The organism is Castellaniella defragrans 65Phen (assembly GCF_000612685.1).
In the GTDB taxonomy this organism is placed as follows: domain Bacteria; phylum Pseudomonadota; class Gammaproteobacteria; order Burkholderiales; family Burkholderiaceae_B; genus Castellaniella; species Castellaniella defragrans.
The window spans coordinates 1,087,755-1,109,330 of the sequence record NZ_HG916765.1 but is presented as its reverse complement, the minus strand read 5'-3'; the positions used below and the strand labels follow the sequence as shown (position 1 = coordinate 1,109,330).

Annotated in this window: 14 protein-coding genes; 8 read left to right on the top strand and 6 right to left on the bottom strand. The window is 71.1% G+C overall.

Going from position 1 to position 21,576, the window contains the following annotated elements:
* Window position 1: 1 nt before the first annotated feature.
* The 4 genes from BN940_RS04925 to BN940_RS04910 form a co-directional block, all read right to left on the bottom strand.
* Window positions 2-811 carry a transporter substrate-binding domain-containing protein gene (locus tag BN940_RS04925; protein ID WP_043680775.1) on the bottom strand — a complete coding sequence of 270 codons (810 nt, stop codon included), beginning with the start codon at window positions 809-811 and terminating at the stop codon, window positions 2-4.
* A 78-nt stretch (window positions 812-889) separates the two neighbouring features.
* Window positions 890-1,546 carry an amino acid ABC transporter permease gene (locus BN940_RS04920; protein ID WP_043680771.1) on the bottom strand — a complete coding sequence of 219 codons (657 nt, stop codon included), beginning with the start codon at window positions 1,544-1,546 and terminating at the stop codon, window positions 890-892.
* Complete coding sequence (locus BN940_RS04915) at window positions 1,543-2,217, bottom strand: amino acid ABC transporter permease (protein WP_043680769.1); 675 nt, start codon at window positions 2,215-2,217, stop codon at window positions 1,543-1,545. Before BN940_RS04915 ends, BN940_RS04920 begins: the two co-directional genes overlap by 4 nt.
* 178 nt (window positions 2,218-2,395) lie before the next feature.
* Window positions 2,396-3,421 (bottom strand): LacI family DNA-binding transcriptional regulator, encoded by a 1,026-nt coding sequence (locus tag BN940_RS04910; protein ID WP_043680767.1) that lies wholly within the window; start codon window positions 3,419-3,421, stop codon window positions 2,396-2,398.
* 121 nt (window positions 3,422-3,542) lie between these two features.
* On the opposite strand from BN940_RS04910, the gene zwf reads away from it, so the two are divergent.
* From zwf to pgl, 3 genes are read left to right on the top strand one after another with little or no spacing between them, the layout of a single operon-like run.
* Complete coding sequence (zwf, locus tag BN940_RS04905; RefSeq protein WP_043680766.1) at window positions 3,543-4,997, top strand: glucose-6-phosphate dehydrogenase; 1,455 nt, start codon at window positions 3,543-3,545, stop codon at window positions 4,995-4,997.
* A complete protein-coding gene (gene glk / locus BN940_RS04900) occupies window positions 4,994-6,004 on the top strand; it encodes a glucokinase (protein ID WP_043680764.1) in 1,011 nt (336 codons plus the stop codon). The genes zwf and glk overlap by 4 nt, the downstream gene beginning before the upstream one ends.
* The gene (pgl, locus tag BN940_RS04895) at window positions 6,001-6,663 is read left to right on the top strand and encodes a 6-phosphogluconolactonase (protein ID WP_043680761.1); all 663 of its coding nucleotides are present in this window, start codon (window positions 6,001-6,003) and stop codon (window positions 6,661-6,663) included. The genes glk and pgl overlap by 4 nt, the downstream gene beginning before the upstream one ends.
* A 10-nt stretch (window positions 6,664-6,673) precedes the next feature.
* On the opposite strand, the gene edd is transcribed toward pgl, so the two are convergent.
* Window positions 6,674-8,506 carry a phosphogluconate dehydratase gene (gene edd, locus BN940_RS04890; RefSeq protein WP_043680759.1) on the bottom strand — a complete coding sequence of 611 codons (1,833 nt, stop codon included), beginning with the start codon at window positions 8,504-8,506 and terminating at the stop codon, window positions 6,674-6,676.
* Window positions 8,507-8,836: 330 nt separating this feature from the next.
* On the opposite strand from edd, the gene BN940_RS04885 reads away from it, so the two are divergent.
* The 4 genes from BN940_RS04885 to BN940_RS04870 all read left to right on the top strand — a co-directional run bounded on the left by BN940_RS04885 (window position 8,837) and on the right by BN940_RS04870 (window position 17,027).
* Entirely contained in the window at window positions 8,837-9,670 is an 834-nt protein-coding gene (locus tag BN940_RS04885) for an SIS domain-containing protein (protein WP_043685907.1), read from the top strand.
* A 28-nt stretch (window positions 9,671-9,698) separates the two neighbouring features.
* Window positions 9,699-13,241: a transcription-repair coupling factor gene (mfd, locus tag BN940_RS04880; protein WP_043680756.1), complete on the top strand. Its 3,543-nt coding sequence runs from the start codon at window positions 9,699-9,701 to the stop codon at window positions 13,239-13,241.
* Between the two features lie 328 nt (window positions 13,242-13,569).
* On the top strand, window positions 13,570-15,720 hold the full coding sequence (locus BN940_RS04875) for a TonB-dependent siderophore receptor (protein WP_084330522.1): 2,151 nt from the start codon (window positions 13,570-13,572) through the stop codon (window positions 15,718-15,720).
* Window positions 15,711-17,027, top strand: coding sequence for an MFS transporter (locus BN940_RS04870; RefSeq protein WP_043680754.1), 1,317 nt, complete (start codon window positions 15,711-15,713; stop codon window positions 17,025-17,027). Before BN940_RS04875 ends, BN940_RS04870 begins: the two co-directional genes overlap by 10 nt.
* On the opposite strand, the gene BN940_RS04865 is transcribed toward BN940_RS04870, so the two are convergent.
* A complete protein-coding gene (locus tag BN940_RS04865; protein WP_084330809.1) occupies window positions 17,024-19,141 on the bottom strand; it encodes a S9 family peptidase in 2,118 nt (705 codons plus the stop codon). The genes BN940_RS04870 and BN940_RS04865 overlap by 4 nt on opposite strands.
* Window positions 19,142-19,336: 195 nt before the next feature.
* On the opposite strand from BN940_RS04865, the gene BN940_RS04860 reads away from it, so the two are divergent.
* The gene (locus BN940_RS04860) at window positions 19,337-21,574 is read left to right on the top strand and encodes a TonB-dependent receptor (RefSeq protein WP_043680746.1); all 2,238 of its coding nucleotides are present in this window, start codon (window positions 19,337-19,339) and stop codon (window positions 21,572-21,574) included.
* Window positions 21,575-21,576: the final 2 nt, after the last annotated feature.

Sequence of the window (21,576 nt, the reverse complement as noted above, 5' to 3'; positions counted from 1 at the left end):
ATCAGGATTGCTTCAGCTGGGGCAGCGGCGTGCCCAGCCACTTCTGGTAGAGCTTGCTGAATTCGCCGTTCTGGACGTTGCGGTCGATCAGCTCGTTGACGGCCTTGAGCGTTTCCGGCTGGCCCGGGCGCATGGCGACCGCCATTTCCTGCTGCAGCAGCACGAACTTGTTGTCGAAGCGGTCCGGGGCGCGCTTGGCGATGCCGGCGGCCACCGTGGTGGAGCAGCCGATCGCATCGACCTGGCCCGACAGCAGGGCCTGCATGGCCGAGGCGTCGTCGTCGAAGCGGCGGATGTCGGCGTCCTTCGGGGCGATCTTGCTGACCGCGATGTCCTGGGTGCTGGCGCGCGCCACGCCGATCTTCTTGCCCGACAGGCCTTCCGGACCGGAGATCTTCAGGTCCTTGCCGCCGAACACCACGATCTGCGCGGCCGAGTACGGGTGCGAGAACTGCACCTGCTTGGCCCGCTCCGGCGTGATCGCCAGCGAGGCCACCAGCACGTCGACCTTGTCGGTCAGCAGGTAGGGGATGCGGTTGGGGCCGGTGACCGGCACGATCTTGAGCTTCACGCCCAGGTCCTTGGCGAGGAGCTTGGCCACGTCGGCGTCGTAGCCGTCGGGCTGGTTCTCGGCGTTCATGATGCCGTAGGGCGGGAAATCGACCAGCATGCCGACCGTCAGCTCGCCCTTCTGCCTGACCTGGTCGATGGTCTCGGCCGAAGCCGCGGGCGCCAGGCCGACGGCCAGGGTGGCGCAGGCGGCCAGCAGGGTGCCCCCCAATATGCCGCGCAAGGTGTGACTCTTGAACATAGTACGTCTCCGTGAGGTTGTCGGCCTGGGGCCTGTTGACACTGAAAAGGGGCGGGACTCGCCCCGGAAATCAGGCGCTCATTCGCGCGCCTGGGAAAGCGCCAGGCGCCGCTCCATCCGCCCGGCCAGCAGCGACAGCGGCCAGCACAGCAGGAAATACAGGGCCGCCACGATGGAGAACACCACCATGGGCTCGAACGTGGCGTTGTTCACGATCTGGCCGGCGCGGGTCAGTTCGGTGAAGCCGATGATGGCGGCAAGCGACGTGCCCTTGATGACCTGGACCAGATAGCCGACCGTGGGCGGCACGGCGATCTTGAGCGCCTGCGGCAGGATCACGTCGCGCAGGCGGTCGCGGTAGTTCAGCCCCAGGGCGGCGGCGGCTTCCCACTGGCCGCGCGGCACGGCTTCGATGCAGCCGCGCCAGATCTCGCCCAGGAACGAGCCCGCGTTCAGCGTCAGCGCCACGGCCGCGGCCGTCCAGGGATCGACCTCGAAGCCGACCACCGGCGCGCCGAAGAACACCAGGAACAGCTGCAGCAGCAGCGGCGTGCCCTGGAACACCTTGATGAATCCCGTGGCCAGCGCCCGGACGGCGCGGTTCGCGCCGGTGCGCGCCAGGGCCACCGCCAGCCCGACCAGGCCGCCGCCGATGAAGGCGATGATCGACAGCAGCACCGTCCACTGGGCGGCCTGCAGGATGTACCAGAAGTCGGAGGAGCCGAAGGTTCTCATGAGCGGCCGTCCGGATAGCTGAGATACCGGTCGTGGATCCGGCGGAAGACGTAGGAGAAGCACAGCGTCAGCGCCAGGTAGATCAGGGTGATGACGATGTAGATCTCGAAGCTGCGGAAGGTCTCGGACTGCAGGGTGGCGGCCACCGAGGTCAGGTCGTCGGCCGAGATCACCGACACCACGCTGGAGGCCAGCATCAGCAGGATGAACTGGCTGGTGAGCGCCGGATAGATGGCGCGCAGCGCGGGTTTCAGCACCACGAAGCGGAAGATCTCGACCCGCGTGAGATTCAGCGCCAGGCCGGCCTCGATCTGGCCGCGCGGGATGGCCTCGATCCCGGCGCGCACGATTTCCGTGGCGTAGGCGCCCAGATTGACCGTCATGGCCACCAGCGCCGCCGTGTAGGGCGACCAGCGCACGCCGACGGCCGGCAGCGCGAAGAAGAAAAAGAACAGCTGGACCAGGAACGGCGTGTTGCGGATGAGTTCGATGTAGACCTGGATCAGCGCCCGCAGCGGCGCCGGCCCCGACGTCTTGCCCCAGGCGCACAGCACCGCCACCGCCAGGCCGAGCAACATCGCCAGGCCGGAGAGCTGGATCGTCATCCACGTGCCGTGCAGCAGCAGCGGCCATGCCTGGAATACCGGACCGAACTGGAAGGTGTAATTCATGGGGATCGCCGGGGAATCCGCATCGATGAAACCGGTTTCATTGTACTGAAGCGCACCGCCTTTGAAAATCGGGGCTAACCCTGGGCGCATCGGATCGCGTCGCCACCCGTCCGATGGCACATCTTTCCACGCCGCGCCCGGCGGAGCGCGCCGATCCGGGCGGCCGCCGGCGGCCCGCCTACGGCTCCAGCCGCGTCGAACCCCGCGCCATCAGCGTCCCGGGCAGGCGGATCGTGCGGGCGGGCACGGCCAGCCCGCCGATGCGCTCGATCAGGCATTGCGCCGCCAGGCTGCCCAGGGCGTCGGTGGGCTGCGCCACCGCGCTGATGCCCGGCCCGACGTATGGCGCCCAGGGCGTGTCGTCGATGCCGATCAGGCCGATGTCCGGCCCCAGGCGCCAGCCCAGTTCCGCCACGGCGGCCACGATGCGCATGGTCACGACCCCGTTGCCCGCGATCACCGCGGGCGGGCGGCGCGCGCCGGCGCGCAGGTCCCGCAAGGCCCGTGCCAGGCCGGCCGGATCGCCGGCGCCCGCCTCGATCCACCAGCCGGTGGCCGGCGCGCCCAGGGCCGCCAGCCGCGTCTCGTAGGCGCGGATGCGCTCGATGCGGGAACTGACCGCGCCCAGCGGCTCGCTGACGAACAGGAAATCGCGGTAGCCCGCGGCCATCAGGTGGTCCAGGCAGGCATCGACGGCCTGGCGGTTGTCCAGCGAGACGAAATCGACGTCCAGGCCCTGGTGCAGGCGATCGACCAGCACCACCGGCCGGCCGCGCAGGGCCGGCGTCAGCACCGCGCCCTGCTCCAGGCCCATGGTGTTCAGGATGAAGCCCTCGACCTGGTAGGTGGACAGCACCTGCAGGCCCACGCTCTCGCGCTCGCGCTCGTTGCCCAGGTTGAACAGCATCATCAGGTAGCCCGCCTGGCGGCAGGCCTGCTCGGCCCCGCTCAGCACGGCGACGGAATAGGGATTGGTGATGTCGGCCACCACCAGGCCGATCAGCCGCGAGCGGCCGCGCTTGAGCGCCCGGGCCATCGGGCTGGGCGTATAGGACAGGGCCTCGATCGCGGCCTCGACCCGGCGGGCGATTTCCGGCGACAGCAGGGTGTCGCGGTGGTTCAGGAACCGCGATACCGTGGCCTTGGAAACCCCCGCGTGGCGGGCCACGTCGGCGATCGTGCTGCGCGGCGGATGATTGCTCATGGGCGGAAAGTCCGGAAGGATGCGCGGGGAGCGGAGCGGGACTGTACTTTTACTACATAATGGATGCGGAGCCCTATTCCATACCACCCCACACTGCCGACCCGCCCCCCGCACCGAAACCATGAGCGCGCTTCCAGACACCGACTTCATCCTCTTCGGCGGCACCGGGGATCTCGCCGTGCGCAAGCTGCTGCCCGCCCTGTACCGCCTGCACTGCCAGGGCCTGCTGCCCGACCCGATGCGGATCGTCGCCAGCGGGCGCACGCCCCACGACGACGACGCCTACCGGGCATGGCTGCGCGCCGCGCTGGAGGCGCGCGGCCTGCTGCTGCGCGACTGGGCCGGCTTCGAGCAGCGGCTGCACTACCAGCCGCTGAACGTCCACCAGCAGGAAGGCTTCGCCGCGCTGGCCGCGCGCCTGCGGCCGGACCGCACGCGCGTGTTCTACCTGTCCACCGCGCCGTCGCTGTTCTCCCCCATCTGCCGCGGGCTCCACGCCCACGACCTGATCCTGCCCGACAGCCGGATCGCCGTGGAAAAGCCCCTCGGCCAGGACCTGGCCTCCTCGCAGGCCATCAACGACGACATCGGCCGCTATTTCCTGGAATCCCAGACCTACCGCGTCGATCACTACCTGGGCAAGGAAGCGGTCCAGAACCTGCTGGCCCTGCGCTTCGGCAACACCCTGCTCGAACCGCTCTGGCGCCGCGAATGGGTGCGCGACGTCCAGATCACGGTCGCCGAACAGGAAGGCATCGGCTCGCGCGGCGAGTTCTACGACCACACCGGCGCGCTGCGGGACATGGTGCAGAGCCACCTGCTGCAGATGCTGTGCATCATCGCCATGGAGTCCCCGCCCAGCACCCATGCCGACGCCGTGCGCGACGAAAAGCTGAAGGTGCTCGCCGCGCTGGAGCCGCTGGGCGGCGCGGCCGTGCTGACGCACACGGTGCGCGGCCAATATCTGGCCTCGGCGGCCGGGCCCGCCTACCGCGAGGAAGCCGGCGTCCAGGCCGACAGCCAGGTCGAGACCTTCGTCGCCCTGACGGCGCGCATCAACAACTGGCGCTGGGCCGGCGTGCCGTTCTTCCTGCGCACCGGCAAGCGCATGCACCGGCGCCTGGCGGAAATCGTGATTTCGTTCCGCGACGTGCCCACGTCGATCTTCGACACGCCCCTGGCCGGCCTCCAGGCCAACCGCATCGTCATCCGCATGCAGCCGCAGGAAACCCTGTCGCTGCACCTGATGGCCAAGCGGCCCGGCGACGGCATGCGCCTGCAGCCGGTGTCGCTGAACCTCGATTTTTCCAAGGCCTCGCAGTCCCGCCGGCTGGCGGCCTACGAGTGGCTGCTGGGCGACATCCTCAAGGGCAACCTGACCCTGTTCGTGCGCCGCGACGAGCAGGAGGCCGCCTGGCGCTGGATCGAGCCCATCCTGCGGGCCTGGACGGAGGTGGGCCAGGCCGCCGAACCCTACGCCGCCGGCTCCTGGGGCCCCGCCGCGGCCGAGGCCATGCTGGCCCGCCACGGCCTGTACTGGCACACCGGGCTGGATCTCGAAGGGCAGGACCCATGACGCGCGCGGCGCTTCCCACGGCCGCCGGGGATACCTTCCCCCGGCTGGTCGGCGACATCGGCGGCACCCACGCCCGCTTCGCCCTGATCCTGGCCGAGGGCGAGCCCCTGGTCCACACCCGCGTCCTGCCCAGCCCGGCCTTCGGCGGCCCGGCGCAGGCCATCGCCGCCTACCTGGAAGCGGTCCGCGCGCCCGCGCCGCGCTGGTGCGCCTTCGGCATCGCCAGCCCGGTCTGGGAAGACCAGGTGCGCATGACCAACCTCCACTGGCGCTTCTCGATCTCGGCGCTGCGGGCCGCCCTGGGGCTGGACGTGCTGCGGGTGATGAACGATTTCGCCGTGCTGGCCATGGCGATCCCGGCGCTGCGCCCCGCCGACCTGCGCCAGGTCGGCGGCGGCGCGCCCCGGGCCGGCGCGGCGATCGGCCTGATCGGCCCCGGCACGGGCCTGGGCGTCTCCGGGCTCGTCCCCTGCGGCGCGGACTATGTCCCCGTGGCCGGGGAAGGCGGCCACGCCACGCTGGCCGCGCGCGGACGCGAGGAGGCCGAGCTGATCGAATGGATCGGCGAGCGCCGCGGCCACGTTTCGGCCGAACGCCTGGTGTCCGGCCCCGGGCTGGAAAACCTGTACCTGGCCCACGCCGCGCGCCAGGGCGTGGCCGTGGCCGCGCTGGACGCGGCGGAAATCGGCGCGCGGGCGCTCGCCGGCACGGATCCGCTGTGCGTGCAGGCCCTCGACAGCCTGTGCGCCTTCCTCGGCACGGCCGCCGCCGACCTGGCCCTGATCCTGGGCGCGCACGGCGGCATCTGCATCGGCGGGGGCATCGTGCCGCGGCTGGGCGCGTTCTTCGACCGCTCTCCCTTCCGCGCCCGCTTCGAGGACCAGGGGCGGTTCCGCGGCTACCTGGCCCGCATCCCGACGCGGGTCATCCAGGCGCAGCACCCCGCCCTGCTGGGCGCGGCCCGCGTCCTCGCCCAACTGGCCCGATCCGGGGAGCCCGCCGCATGAATCCGCCCGTCTGGCGCATCGCCGCCGATCCGGCGGCCCAGGCCCGCGCGCTCGCGGCGGCGCTGGCCGCCGTGCTGGCGGAGGCCGCCGGCCGCCACGGCGAGGCCTGCCTGGCGGTCTCGGGCGGCCGCTCGCCCGGCCCGCTGTTCGACGTCCTGCACGACGCGGCCCTGCCCTGGGCGCGCATCCGCGTCGTCCTGGTCGACGAGCGCCTCGCCCCGGAGGATTCGGACGAGCGCAATGAAGGGCTGGTGCGCCGGCGCCTGCTGCGCGGGCCGGCCGCCGCCGCGCGCTTCACGCCGCCCCTGGACGCCGCCGGGCGGCCGATCCGCGCGCCCGCGCGCATCGACGCGCTGGTGCTGGGCATGGGCGCCGACGGCCACACCGCCTCCCTGTTTCCCGATGCGCCGGAACTGGCCGACGCCCTGGATCCGGGCCGCCCGCCCGCCTACGTCTTCGTCACCCCGCCGGCCGCGCCCTGGCGCCGCGTCACCCTGAACCTGGCGGCGATCCTGGGCGCGGACCGGCTGTTCGTCGCCCTTTCGGGCGAGGACAAGCGCGCCGTGCTGGAACGGGCGCTGCGCGCGGGCCGCGCCGGCCCGCCGATCGGCGCGGTCCTGGCCGGGGCCGCCGCGCCGGAAATCCACTGGTGCCCCTAGCGGCATCCGCTCAGCGGCCCGCCCACTGCGGCCACTGGAAAAAGCAGGCGCCCTGCTCGGCCCCGTCCGCGTGGGCGCGGGCCACGCCGAACAGGTCGCGGCCGATCCCCTGCGCGGATGCCTCCGGATCGAAGGCGGCCGGCGCGCGCGCCAGCCAGGCCGCGTCCCCCGGCACCTCCAGCGTGCCGGCGACGGCGTCCAGCCGCACGAGGTCGCCGTCGCGCAGCCGCGCCAGCGGCCCGCCCGCGCGGGCCTCGGGCGTGACGTGGATGGCGGCCGGCACCTTGCCCGAGGCGCCCGACATGCGGCCATCGGTGACCAGGGCCACCCGGTGGCCGCGGGCCTGCAGCACGGACAGCGCGGGCGTGAGCTGGTGCAGTTCGGGCATGCCGTTGGCGCGCGGCCCCTGGAAGCGCAGCACCGCCACCAGGTCGCGCTCCAGTTCGCCGCGCCCGAAGGCTTCGAGCAGCGCCGCCTGGGTCTCGAAGATCCGCGCGGGGGCCTCGACCACGCGGTGCTCGGGCGCGACGGCGGACACCTTGATCACCGCGCGCCCCAGGTTGCCGCGCAGCAGCTTCAGCCCGCCGTCGGGGCTGAAGGGCGCGTCCGCCGCGCGCAGCACCGCCGCGTCCGCCGAGGCGCGCGGGCCGTCCTCCCAGACCAGCGCGCCGTCGCGCAACGCCGGGCGGCGCGTGTAGGCCTCCAGCCCCCGGCCCATGATGGTGGTCACGTCCTCGTGCAGCAGCCCGGCCGCGCGCAGGCTGCGGATCAGGACCGCCATGCCGCCCGCCGCCTGGAACTGGTTCACGTCGGCCGGGCCGTTCGGATAGACGCGCGCCAGCAGCGGCACCACCGCCGACAGCTCGGAAAAATCGTCCCAGTCGATGGCGATGCCCGCCGCGCGGGCGACCGCCACCAGGTGCAGGGTGTGGTTGGTGGAGCCGCCGGTGGCCAGCAGGCCGACGATGCCGTTGACCAGCGCGCGCTCATCGATGACTTCGGCCACCGGCGTGAAGCGCCCGCCCCCGGCGGCCAGGCCCAGCGCGTGGCGCGCGGCCTCGCGCGTCAGGGCCTCGCGCAGCGCGGTGCCCGGCGGCACGAAGGACGCCCCCGGCAGGTGCAGGCCCATGATCTCCATCAGCATCTGGTTGGAATTGGCCGTGCCGTAGAAGGTACAGGTGCCGGGCGCGTGATAGGCCGCCATTTCCGAGGCCAGCAGCGCGTCGCGGCCCACCTCGCCCTGCGCATGCCGCTGCCGCACGCGGGACTTTTCCTCGTTGGAGAGGCCCGAGGGCATCGGCCCGGCCGGCACGAAGACCACCGGCAGGTGGCCGAAGCCGAGCGCGCCGATCAGCATGCCCGGCACGATCTTGTCGCACACCCCCAGGCAGACGGCCGCGTCGAACATCTGGTGGCTGAGCGCGATCGCCGTGGCCATGGCGATCACGTCGCGGGAAAACAGGCTCAGTTCCATGCCCGCCTGGCCCTGGGTGATGCCGTCGCACATGGCGGGCACGCCGCCCGCGAACTGGGCGCTGCCGCCGGCGGCGAAGGCGGCCTGCCGGATCCAGGCCGGATAGCGCCCCAGCGGCTGGTGCGCCGAGAGCATGTCGTTGTAGGCCGAGACGATGGCCAGGTTGGGCCGTTCGGAGCCCGCCAGGCGCGCCTTGGCGTGCGCGGGCTCGGCCGCCAGGGCATGGGCCAGGTTGGCGCACGCCAGCCCGGCGCGCTGGGTCTTTTTCCCATAGGCGGCGCGGCTGCGCGCCAGGTAGCGCTCGCGCGTGGCGCGGCTGCGGGCGGCGATGCGTTCGGTGACGGACTGGACGACGGGATGAAGGGTCACGGCAGCCTCCGGAGGGCGGGATGGAATGGGACGAGGGAGTTTCAGTATAGGTCTTTTTATAGTCGAACTACATTTTTCTTCGTTAAAAACGAATTTTTCTTATTTAACGTAGTTTTGCTACTTTCGTGTCCGATCCCCCCCACCTCCCGGCCTGCAGGCCGGTCGGATTCGATAGGCACGGAATGGTCCGCAGGGACCATTCCGTGTCCGATCCCCCCCACCTCCCGGCCTGCAGGCCGGTCGGATTCGATAGGCACGGAATGGTCCGCAGGGACCATTCCGTGTCCGATCTCATCCCGCCTTTATACTGATGCCCTCATGAACACATCCATCCTGCCCGAGCTGCGCGCCCGCCTGCCCAGGCTGAGCCGCGCCGCCGCCCGCGTCGCGCGCCTGGCGCTCGCCCAGCCCGGCGAGGTCGCGCGCATGACCATCGGCGAGATCGCCCGGGCGGCCGAAGTCAGCGAGCCCACGGTCATCCGCTTCTGCCGCGCGCTGGGCCATGCGGGATGGCCGGATTTCAAGGTCAGGCTGGCCGCCAGCCTGATGGCCGGGGTGCCCTACGTGCATTCCTCGCTGCGGCCCGACGAAAGCGTGGCCGGCCTGACCGGCAAGGTCTTCGACAACGCCGTCTCGGCGCTGCTGCGCGTGCGCGACGCGCTCGACCCCGCCGCGCTCGAAGCGGCCATCGACCTGCTGGCGCGGGCGCGCCGCATCGAGTTCTACGGCGTGGGCAATTCCGGCATCGTCGCCGCCGACGCGCAGCACAAGTTCTTCCGCTACGACCTGGCGGTCGCCGCCTATGCCGACAGCCACATCCAGGCCATGGCGGCCTCGCTGCTGGGTCCGGCCGACGCGCTGGTAGCCATCTCGCACTCGGGCCGCTCGCGCGAACTGCTCGAAGCCGCCGGCCTGGCGCGGGCCAACGGCTGCCCCCTCGTCGCCATCACCGCCTCGGGCACGCCCCTGGCCGAACTGGCGACGCTGCACCTGCGCGCCGACACCCAGGAGGACACCGCGCTCTACAGCCCCATGATCTCGCGGCTGGCGCACCTGGCGATCATCGACGTGCTGGCCCTGGGCGTGGCCCTGCGGCGCGGCGACCAGGCCAGCCGGGTGCTGGAAAAGACCAAGAAAAGCCTGCTCGGCAAGCGCCGGCCGTAACCCCCGCCGCCACTCCCACCGGACCCTCATGGACCACCCGATTTCCATTCCTTCCCTGCCCTCGGTCGGCCCCACCCTGGCCGCCCTGCGGCCCGGCCAGCGCTACGCCCAGCCGCGCCCGCCGGGCTCGGGCGACGCCCTGCTGCTGGCCGCCCTGGCGCGCGAGGCCCGGCATCCCCTGGCCGCCTTCTGCGCCGACCCGCTGGCCGCCCGGCGCCTGGCCGACGAGACCGCCCTGTTCGACCCGGACCTGCGCGTGCGCTTCCTGCCCGACTGGGAAACCCTGCCCTACGACAGCTTCTCGCCGCACCAGGACCTGATTTCCGAACGCCTGCGCACCCTGCACGCCCTGAGCCAGGGCGCCGTGGACATCCTGGTGGTGCCGGTCACCACCGCGCTGGTCCGGCTGGCCCCGCCCGCCTTCCTGGCGGCCTACACCTTCCATTTCCGCCAGGGCGACGCCCTGGACGAGGACCGCCTGCGCACCCAGCTGACCCTGGCCAACTACAGCCACGTCACCCAGGTCGGCGCGCCCGGCGAATTCTGCATCCGCGGCGGCCTGATCGACCTGTTCCCCATGGGATCGGCCCTGCCCTACCGCATCGACCTGTTCGACCGCGAGATCGAATCCATCCGCAGCTTCGACGGCGACACCCAGCGCAGCCTGTACCCGGTGCGCGAGATCGAGCTGCTGCCCGGCCGCGAATTCCCCATGGACGAGGCCGCACGCAACCGCTTCCGCGCGCGCTTCCGCGAAGTCTTCGAGGGCGACCCGTCGCGCGCCCTGCCCTACAGGGACATCGGCAGCGGCATCGCCTTCGCCGGCATCGAGTACTACCTGCCGCTGTTCTTCGAGCAGACGGCCACGCTGTTCGACTACCTGCCGCCCGACACGCTCGCCGTCACGCTGGGCGACGCCCCGGCGGCCATCGACCGCTTCACGCAGGACGCGCGCAACCGCTGGCAGTTCCTGAAGTCCGACCCGGAACGCCCGGTGCTGCCGCCCGACGCCCTGTTCCTGGACGACGAGGCCTTTCACGCCCGCCTGCGCGGCCTGGCCCGCCTGGCGTTCACCGGCGAAGGCACGCATCCGGACTTCGCCCCCTGCCCGCCCGCGGCCGTCAACCGCCGCGCCGACGACCCCCTGGCCGACCTGCGCCGCCACCTGGACGCGACCCCGCTACGCACGGCGCTGTGCGTGGACTCCGCCGGCCGGCGCGAGACCATCGCCGAACTGCTGGCCGACTACCATCTGAAGCCCGACGCCATCTTCGATACCTGGCAAGACTGGCTGCAGAGCGAAGCGCGCCTTCCCTCGCCGGACCGCCCCGGGACGGAAGGCGCCCCCTCGGGCGGCGGCAAGCCGGAGGCGCAGCGCGGGGGCCATTTTTCCCTGGTGGTGGCCCCGCTGTCGGGCGGCTTCCAGGCGCCGCCCGCCGGCCTGGCGGTGCTGACGGAAAACGACCTCTACCCCGCCCAGGCCGGCCGCCCGCCGCGCACGCGCCGCCACGAGCGCAGCAGCGACGTCGACGCCATGGTGCGCGACCTGGCCGAGCTGCACGTGGGCGACCCGGTGGTGCACGTGCAGCACGGCATCGGCCGCTACCGCGGCCTGGTCAGCATGGACCTGGGCGAAGGCCCCATCGAGCTGCTGCACCTGGAATACGCGCGCGACGCCACCCTGTACGTGCCGGTCTCGCAGCTGCACCTGATCGCCCGCTACAGCGGCGCCGATCCGGACCAGGCGCCGCTGCATCCGCTGGGCTCGGGCCAGTGGGAGAAGGCCCGCCGCAAGGCCGCGCGCCAGGCGCGCGACACGGCCGCCGAACTGCTGGCCCTGTACGCCAAGCGGGCCGCCCGCGAAGGCCTGCGCTTCAAGTTCCCCACCCGCGACTACCAGGCCTTCGCCGAGGGCTTCGGCTTCGAGGAAACCCCCGACCAGGCCGCCGCCATCGCGGCGGTGATCCAGGACATGACCTCCGGGCGTCCCATGGACCGCCTGGTCTGCGGCGACGTGGGCTTCGGCAAGACCGAGGTCGCCCTGCGCGCCGCCTTCCTGGCCGTCATGAACGGCCGCCAGGTGGCGCTGCTGTGCCCCACCACCCTGCTGGCCGAGCAGCACGCGCAGAACTTCGCCACGCGCTTCGCCGACTGGCCGGTGCGCATCGCCGAGCTGTCCCGCTTCCGCACCGGCAAGGAAACCGCCAAGGCCATCGCCGGCCTGGCCGAGGGCTCGGTGGACATCGTCATCGGCACGCACAAGATCCTCTCCAAGGAGGTGCGCTACAAGCAGCTGGGCCTGGTCATCATCGACGAGGAGCACCGCTTCGGCGTGCGCCAGAAGGAGGCCCTGAAGGCCCTGCGCGCCGAGGTGGACGTGCTGACCCTGACGGCCACGCCCATCCCGCGCACCCTGGGCATGTCGCTGGAAGGCATCCGCGACTTCTCCGTGATCGCCACCGCGCCGCAGAAGCGGCTGGCGATCAAGACCTTCGTGCGCCGCGAGGACGGCAGCACCATCCGCGAGGCCATTCTGCGCGAGCTCAAGCGCGGCGGCCAGGTCTACTTCCTGCACAACGAGGTCGAGACCATCCACAACCGCCGCGCGCGGCTGGAGGAACTCGTCCCCGAGGCCCGCATCGCCGTCGCCCACGGCCAGATGGCCGAGCGCGAGCTGGAAGAAGTCATGAAGGGCTTCTACCAGCAGCGCTTCAACGTGCTGCTGTGCACCACCATCATCGAGACCGGCATCGACGTGCCCACGGCCAACACCATCCTCATCCACCGCGCCGACAAGCTCGGCCTGGCGCAGCTGCACCAGCTGCGCGGGCGGGTGGGCCGGTCCCACCACCAGGCCTACGCCTACCTGCTGACCCCGGGCGAGGACGCCATGACCGCCAACGCCAAGAAGCGCCTGGAGGCCATCCAGTCCATGGAGGAACTGGGTGCGGGCTTCTTCCTCGCCATGCACGACCTGGAGATCCGCGGCAGCGGCGAAGTGCTGGGCGAATCGCAGTCCGGCAACATCCAGGAGATCGGCTACAGCCTGTACAACGACATGCTGGCCGCCGCCGTGCGCGCCCTGAAGTCCGGCGAGGAGCCCGACCTGGAATCGCCCTTCGGCAGCCAGTGCGAGGTCAACCTGCACGCCCCGGCGCTGCTGCCCTCGGACTACTGCGCCGACGTCCAGGCCCGGCTGGGCCTGTACAAGCGCCTGGCGCACGCCGCCGACGCCGACGCGCTCGCCCTGCTGCAGGAAGAGCTGATCGACCGCTACGGCAAGCTGCCCGAGGCCGGCCAGACCCTGCTGTCGCTGCACCGCCTGCGGCTGCTGGCCGAGCCGCTGGGCGTGATCAAGATCGACGCCGGCGAAACCCAGGCCTCGATCCAGTTCGCCGCCCAGCCCAACGTGGACCCGATCCGCATCATCGAGCTGGTGCAGCAGGACCGCCAGGTCCGCCTGAACGGCCCCGACCGCCTGAAGATCGCCTTCGGCGGCACGGTGGACGTGCCCGGCCGCGTGCAGAGGCTGCGCGGCCTGCTGCAAAGGCTGGCGGGCGCGGCGGCGTAGCCGCGCGCCAACGGCCGCAAGGGCGGCCGGCCGCCCTTGCGGCCGGCCGGCGGCTGAACCCGCGCGCCGCTCTACCGGCCCGCCTTCCCGCCGACCCGCCTTCCCGCCGACCCGCCTTCCCGCCGACCCGCATTATTTGAACTGATAATTATTATTGTTTAGAATTTCACCCTCATCCTGGCAGGATCCGCACGCCAACGCCAATCGCCTGCGCGCCGCTCCCGCCTCCGAGAGGAAATTCGCGTCGAAGCCGCCGCCGGGTCCAGAAGATCCGCCCGGGCCTTCCCCTCCCTTTCCGTTCCTCCACCGACCATCAAGCAGGAAAGACATGCGGAAATCGATCCATAGACTCCAGGCCTGGGCGGCGCTCGCTGCGACCGGGTGCCTGGCGCTGGCATCGGCCCCCGGCCATGCGCAGAACGCCGCGACGGATGCGGCCAACGCCGACGCCCCGGCGATCCGGTCCGGAAGCGCGGCGCCGGCGGCCCGGCCGGAGGCCGCCGGCGCAGGCGGCCGCGCCGTCGGCGAACTCGACGCGGTCACCGTCGTCGGCACCGTCGACGACCTGCAGGGCCTGGACTTCTACGCCCCCAATTCCAGCGCCGTGATCAGCGCCAAGGACATCGAGGCCCAAGGCGCCCGCAAGCTCGACGAGGCCCTGCAATACCAGGCGGGCATCCTCAGCGAACCCTTCGGCGCGGACAACAAGGTCGAGTGGTTCAAGATCCGCGGCTTCGACGCCTCCGTCTCGCTCGACGGCACGCCCACGACCCCGAACGGCTTCTTCGTCTGGAAGCCCGAGATCTTCGGCATCGAGTCGGTCGAAGTGCTCAAGGGGCCGAACTCCCTGGAATTCGGGGCCTCCGAGCCGGGCGGCGTGGTCAATCTGGTGACCAAGCGGCCCCACAAGGAAGAATCCCTGCGGATGAACGCCGAGGCCGGCCACCGCGGCCGCCTGGGCCTGGGCATCGACTACAACGGGCTCGCCAACGAGGCGGGCAGCGTCTACTACCGCATCGTCGCCCAGGCGCGCCGCGCCGACGGCATGCAGCGGCAGACGGACATGAAGAGCTACTACCTCGCGCCCAGCCTGACCATCGACTTCAGCGAGCGCACTTCTCTGACGCTGCTCGCCAGCATCCAGCGCGAGGACGGCCGCCCGACCAACGGCTTCCTGCCCGCCTACGGCACCGTCATCGGCACCCCCTACGGCAAGATCGACCGGCGCCTGAACGCGGGCGAACCCGGCTTCGACCACCTGAAGCGCACGCAGGCCAGCGCCGGCTGGCTGTTCAGCCACACGTTCGCCCCGGACTGGACCTTCATGCAGAACTACAGGTTCTCGCACCTGGACATCGACCAGCGCAACGTGTTCGCCTGGGGCTCCGACGGCAACCGCGAACTGCTGCGCGGCTATTCGCTCACCGACGGCAGCACCCGCAACCACTACATCGACAACCGCATCAAGGGCCGCGTGCGCCTGGGCGAGTCGGTGGAGATCCTGCCCGTCGTCGGCATCGACTACCTGAAGTCCGACACCTCGGGCAGCAACAACGGCTTCGGCTGGGTGCCGAACCTGGACATGTTCGATCCGGTCTACGGCCAGCCCTTCCCGCTCTCCGCGCCGCCCTACGAACTGCGCACCAACCAGCTCGGCCTGTACGCCGCCGCCCAGGCGCGCGTCGGCTCGCACTGGAACTTCAACGCCGGCATCCGCCACGACCGCGCCCGCAGCGACGGCATGATCGCCGGCGTCGACTCCGGCTACGACGTCAGCCGCAACAGCGTGAACGTCGGCGCCATGTACGTCAGCGACTACGGCGTCTCGCCCTACGTCAGCTATTCCGAATCGTTCAAGCCCATCGCCGGCGTCGACGGCTACGGCAACACCTACCAGCCCTACGTGGGGAAACAGAAGGAAGCCGGGATCAAGCTGGACCCCGACTGGCTGGGCGGCACCCTGACGCTCGCCTACTTCGACGTCGAGGAGCGCAACGCCCTGATCTCGGACGCGTCCAACATCCAGTCGCAAAGCGGCAAGCGCACCAACCGCGGCGTGGAACTGCAGGGCGATTTCGATCTCACGCCCGCCACCCGCCTCAGGGTGTCCTATACCTACAACCATTCGCGCCAGGACGTCAACGGCGGCCAGACGGTCCGCACGCCGCTGATTCCCCGGCACCAGGCCAGCCTCTGGCTGAGCCACCGCCTGGGCCTGCCCAACGGCGGCGCGCTCACGCTCGCGGCCGGCGCGCGCTACAACGGCCCGACCGAGGACCAGCAGTACTACCCCGGCGAGACCATTCCCGGCTACACCCTGTTCGACCTGATGGCGCGCTACCAGATCGACCGCAACTGGGCCGTGCAACTGAACGCGCGCAACCTGGCCGACAAGACCTACGTCAGCGGCTGCGACTTCTACTGCTACTACGGCGGCGAACGCACCATCGACATGCAGCTCCAGTATCAATGGCGCTGAGCCCGGAGACCGCGCCGCATCGCCCCACCGAGCCCGCCGCCTGGGCTTCGCGGGGCGTTTTCACGGTCGCCTTCCTCGGCATCGCCGCCGGCCTGCAGCTGGGCGACATGGGGCTGCAGGCCGTGTCGCTGTCCGCCATCCAGCGCAGTTTCGGCGTCGGAGACGCCGCCCTGGGCGCGCTGCAGGGCCTGGCCGGCGTCCTGATCGGCAGCGCGCTGGCGATCCCGCTGGCGCGCTTCTCGGACCGGTTCTCGCGCAAGCGGGTGCTGCTGTGGCTGATCGCCGCCTCGTCGGCCATGATGGCGCTGAGCGGGCTCGCACGCGACTTCCCGCTCTTTTTCATCGGCCGCTCGGCGGCGGGCATCACCGAATTCGCCATGGTCCCGCTGGTCTATTCCATGATTCCCGACCTCGCGCCGGAACGGCACCGGGTGGCGGCCAACCTCGGCTTCGCGGCCCTGGTGGCGGCCGGGGCGAGCGGCGGCTTCTATTTCAGCGGCGCCCTCCTGTCCGCGGCGGACGCGCTGTTCGCCCGGGACGCGGAACCCTGGCGCAAGGCCTTCCTGCTGCTCGGCCTGGCCGGCCTGCCGCTGCTGCTGCTCGGCACGCTCACCGCCGATCCCGCCCGGCGCACCGCGGCGGCGGATCTCGCGGCGGCCTCGTCGCTGCGCCTGTTCCTGCGGCTGCGCTGGCGGGCCGTCGGCCTGTTCGTCGGCACGGCCGGCTGCCTCATCACCGCGGTGCAGGCGCTCAACCAGCTGATCGCGCTGGCGCTGGAGCGCCGGTTCGGCGCGGCGCCCGGCGACATCGGCCACGCCATGGGCCTGATCATCCTGGCCACGAGCGTGGGCTGCCTGCCGGCGGCCGGGCTGCTGGACCGCGCTCTGGCCCGGCGCATCGGACAGGCGGCGCGCCCCCTCATCATGGGACTGTCGGTGATCGCGGCCATGCCGGTGCTCCTGCTGCTGGGTTCGGTGCGCACGCTCGACCACGCCTTCGTCGCCGCCGGGCTGTTCCTGTTCCTGACCTGCACGGCCAACGCCCTGGTGCCCACCATGCTGCAGGACCTGGCCCCCGCGCCGCTGAGGGCGCGCTGCTTCGCCATCTGGAGCTTCGTCGTCTCGCTGTTCGGCGCCGCCGGCCCGCTGCTCGCGGGCACGCTTTCGGACTGGCTGTTCGAGCGGCGCATGCTGGACGCCGCCGCCGCGGTCGCCCTGCCCGCGCTGGCCGTGTCGGCCGGCTGCGCCCTGCGCACCGTCCTGCGCGCGCGGCGGGAACGGGGGCTGGCCGCCGGCCGCCCCGCCTAGGCCCGGTCCGCGCCGCCGGGCGGCAGCGGCACCCCCGCGCACCGGCAGGCATAGGCCCAGAACAGCGCCGCCTGCGCGAACGCGCGGTCCCGGTCGTCGCTGCCCTGGTGGCCGCTGTCCGGATCCAACACCAGGATCGCCGGATTGCCGCCCGTCCCCCGATGGCGCACGTTCGCCACCAGCTTGGCCGGCTCCCAGTAGGGCACGCGGTCGTCCTTCAGCCCGGCCGTGCACAGCAGGGGCGGATAGGCGGCCCGGCCGACGTTCTCGCAGGGCGAGATCGCGGCGATCCAGTCGTAGGCCGCGGGATCGGCCAGCGGATCGCCCCAGTCCGGCCGCAGCAGCGGCACCAGCGGGTGGCCGGCGTCGCTCATGGTGTTGAGCATGTCCACGAAAGGCACCTGGGCGATCACGCCCGCCCACAGCTCCGGCGCCTCGTTCATGGCGCCGCAGACCAGCAGCCCGCCGGCCGACACGCCGTGGGCCACGATCCGGCCGGGCGCGGCGTAGCCGATCTCCACCAGGTGGCGCGCGCAGGCGATGAAATCGGTCATGGAATTGCGCTTGCGCTCGCGGCATCCGCCCTGGTACCAGCGCGCGCCCTTCTCCGAGCCGCCGCGCACGTGCGCGATGGCATGGCGGAATCCCGCATCGACCAGCACGGCCGCCGGCCAGGAGAAATCGGGTTCCCGGGCGATGCCGTAGGCGCCGTAGCCCGTCAGCAGCAGGGGCTGCGGCCCCCGCGCATCCCGGCGGGACAGCACGGTGACGGGAACCATCTCTCCGTCGGGCGCCCGCGCCTCCAGGCGCTCGACGCGGTACGCTGCCGGATCGAAGCCGCGCGGATCGGCCCGCCCCGCCTCCTCGCACCGTCCGCTCGCCAGGTCCACGTCCAGCCAGCGCGGCGGGCTGGCCGGCGTCTGGTGCGTGATCCGCACCCGCTTCGCGCCATATGGCTGGGAAGCGGCGAGTTCGAGGCTGCAGGCGGGCTCGTCGAAGCCGATGGGGGTTTCGCGCCCGTCGGGATGCATCAGCACGAGGCGGAGCAGGCCGTCCACGCGTTCCAGCCGCGCCAGCGCCTCGGCGAAGGGCCGGACCGCGACGACAGGCACGCCGGGGCGGTGGGGCACCAGTTCGTCGCGCACGGCCAGCGTGGCGGGATCGAGACGCAGCAGCTTGCGGTCGAACGCGCCGTCCGCATCGGTCAGCATCAGCAGGGCGCCGTTCCACTCGTCCACCTCGTAGCGCACGCCCCGCCGGCGCGGCCGCACCGGCCGGGGCGGCTCCGTCTCGGCGTCGGCGGCGATCAGGCGCACCTCGCCGGTGTCCGGGCCGGCCAGCGTCAGCGCCACGAAGCGGCCGGCGGCCGTGCGCGCCACGCGCATGAAGATCGCGGGATCGCGCTCCTCGTGGACCAGCACCGGCTCGCCGCCCTCGACAGGGGACCGGTACAGGCGCGCGGGGCGGCTGTGCGCGTCGCGCCAGATCCAGAACAGGTAGCGGGACGAGGGCGAAAAGGCGAAGCCGCCGTAGCCGAACGCGTCGGACGCCACCAGGGTGCGGAGGGCGCCGCTCTCCGTGTCGAGCACGCAGATCCGGTGGCGGTCGTCGCCGACCACGTCCTCCGCCCAGGCGAAATAGCGGTCGTCCGGGCTGGGCTGATGGTCGGTCGCGCGGTAGTAGGCATGGCCGCCGGCGCGCGCGGCCTCGTCGAGCAGGCGCTGCGTCCGCCCGTCCACGCCGGTGCGCGCAAAGACGCGATGCGCGCCGCCCTCGGGCACCGCGGCGTGGTAGCGCCAGCCCGCGGGCGAGTCGGACAGCGGCTCGCGGACCTCCGGCGCGCCGCCCGCCAGGCGCTCGTAAAACCACCGGACGGCGGGCTCCAGGGGACCGAGGACGTCCCGCGCATATCGCATCTCGGCTGCCAGGTGCGCGCGCAATCGCGGCGGCAGGGTGTCCAGCGTGCGCGTGCCGGCGGCGGGAACGAACCGCATCCAGGCATAGGCGTCGGTGCGCACGCGCCCGAGCTGGCGGATTTCATGGGGTTCGCGGGGCGCGACGGGAGGAGCGGTCGCGGGCCAGGCGGCGGGACGGAACGATGCGGCGGAGGACATGATCGGGAGGCGGAATCCCGCCGGGCGGCCCGGCGAGGCGGCGGTCCGCACCCCGGCTGGAGCGGCCCGCCTACTTCAAACGTATCATTCTTTCATAATTCCCACACAATTTGAACTACGAACAATTCTTGTTTAGAATTCCATCCCTAATTGAGAATTATTTTCATGGTATTTACCATTTCAGGGAGATTTTGTGTGGAAGACACTCTAGAGTCCCGGACGGGCAAGCTGGCCGGCGGCCTGGCCACGGCGCTGGCCACCCCCGGCCTGTTCCTGCTGCCGCAGGCCGCCCAGGCCCAGAACACGGACCCGGCCCAGCTCAGCCCCATCAAGGTCCAGGGCGAAAGGCCGGAACCCTTCCTGGTGAAGGAATCCGCCTCCGAGAAGTTCACCGCGCCCGTGCTGGACACGGCCAAATCCCTGCAAATCATCCCCAAGGAACTGATCCAGAGCCAGGCCGCCACCACGCTGACCGACGTGCTGCGCAATTCCCCGGGCATCACCTTCGGCGCCGGCGAAGGCGGCAACCCCCTGGGCGACCGCCCCTTCATCCGCGGCTATGACGCCCAGTCCAGCACCTTCGTCGACGGCATGCGCGACATCGGAGCCGCTTCCCGCGAGGTCTTCAACCTGGAACAGGTCGAGGTCATCAAGGGCGCGGACGGCGCCTACGCGGGCCGCGGCGGCGCGGGCGGCAGCATCGACCTGATCAGCAAGACCGCCAAGCTGCGCGACTTCACCGACGTGTCGGCCGGATTCGGCACCGCCAAGTATTTCCGCCAGACCGTGGACAGCAACTGGCAGCTGGGCGAATCCACCGCCTTCCGCCTGAACGCCATGAACCACAGCCAGGACGTCGATGGCCGGGATGCCGTGGACTACAAGCGCTGGGGCGTGGCGCCGACGATCTCCTTCGGCCTGGGCACGCCCACGCGCGTGTCGCTGAGCTACTACCACATGGAATCGGACGATACGCCCGACGGCGGGATTCCGTACACGATCTCCCCCAAGGGCTCCAGCGATCCGGATTTCCATCGCAGCCCGATCACCAGCGTGGACCGCGACAACTTCTACGGCCTGGACAGCGACTACCGCCGCACGCGCAACGACATGGGCACGCTGCTGGCCGAGCACGACTTCAGCGACCGCCTGACCCTGCGCAACCGGACCCGCTATACGCGCGGCACGCAGCGGTACGTCTGGACGCAGCCGGACGACAGCCAGGGCAATGTGAACAAGGGCATGGTCTGGCGCCGCACCAATACGCGCGACAGCCGCGTCAGCACCTGGGCCAACCAGACGGAACTGCAGGGCGAATTCCAGACCGGCCAGCTGAAGCACCGTTTCCTGACGGGGCTCGAACTGTCGGTGGAAGACGCGCGTTCGGACAGCCTGAACGTGGACCGCGGCAACAGCAAGTGCCCCGCCGGCATCGGCGCGGCCGGCAACTACACCTGCACCAGCCTCTACGACCCGAACCCGGGCGATCCCTGGGTCAATCCGCTGAACGGCGGCCCCAAGGGCGCCCCCACCTACACCCGCACCCTGACCAAGTCGATCTACGGCTTCGATACCATCGAATTCAACGAACATTGGCAGACGACGCTGGGGCTGCGCGTGGATGACTACGCCACGCATCGGGACCCCACGGGCGGAGACCGCGTCGACCGCCACGACACCCTGTTCAACTACCAGCTCGGCCTGGTCTACAAGCCGGCCCCCAACGGCAGCATCTACGTGTCCTACGGCACCTCGTCCACCCCGGCGGGCGCCACCATGGGCGAAGGCAGCGAAACGCAGGGCCTGACCCCGGGACGTGGCGGCGTGGGCCTGAATGCCGCCGATCTGGCGCCGGAAAAGAACCGCACCATGGAACTGGGCACCAAGTGGGACGTCCTGGATGGGCGCCTGGGCCTGACCGCCGCCGTGTTCCGCGTCGAGACGACCAATGCGCGCATCACCCTGCCCGACAACACCTACGCCATGGCGGGCGACAAGCGCGTGGACGGCTTCGAGCTGGGCGCATCCGGCAACATCACGCCGGAATGGCAGGTCTATGCGGGCTACACCTACCTGAAGAGCCGCATCGGCGACAGCGGCAAGAACAGCGCATACGAGGGCAACGTCTTCCCCAATACGCCGGAAAGCAGCTTCAGCCTGTGGAACACCTACGACTTCACGCCGCAGTTCACGGCCGGCGTCGGCGCCTACTTCGTGGACAAGCAATACGGCAACGAGGCCAATACCGTCAGCATCCCGTCCTACTGGCGCTTCGACGCCATGGCCAGCTACCGGTTCAGCAAGACGGTGGACCTGCAGGTCAACGTGAACAACCTGTTCAACAAGACCTACTACGACAAGGCCTACCCGTCGCACTACGCCTCCATCGCTCCGGGACGCTCGGCCGTCGCCACGGTGAACCTGCACTTCTGACC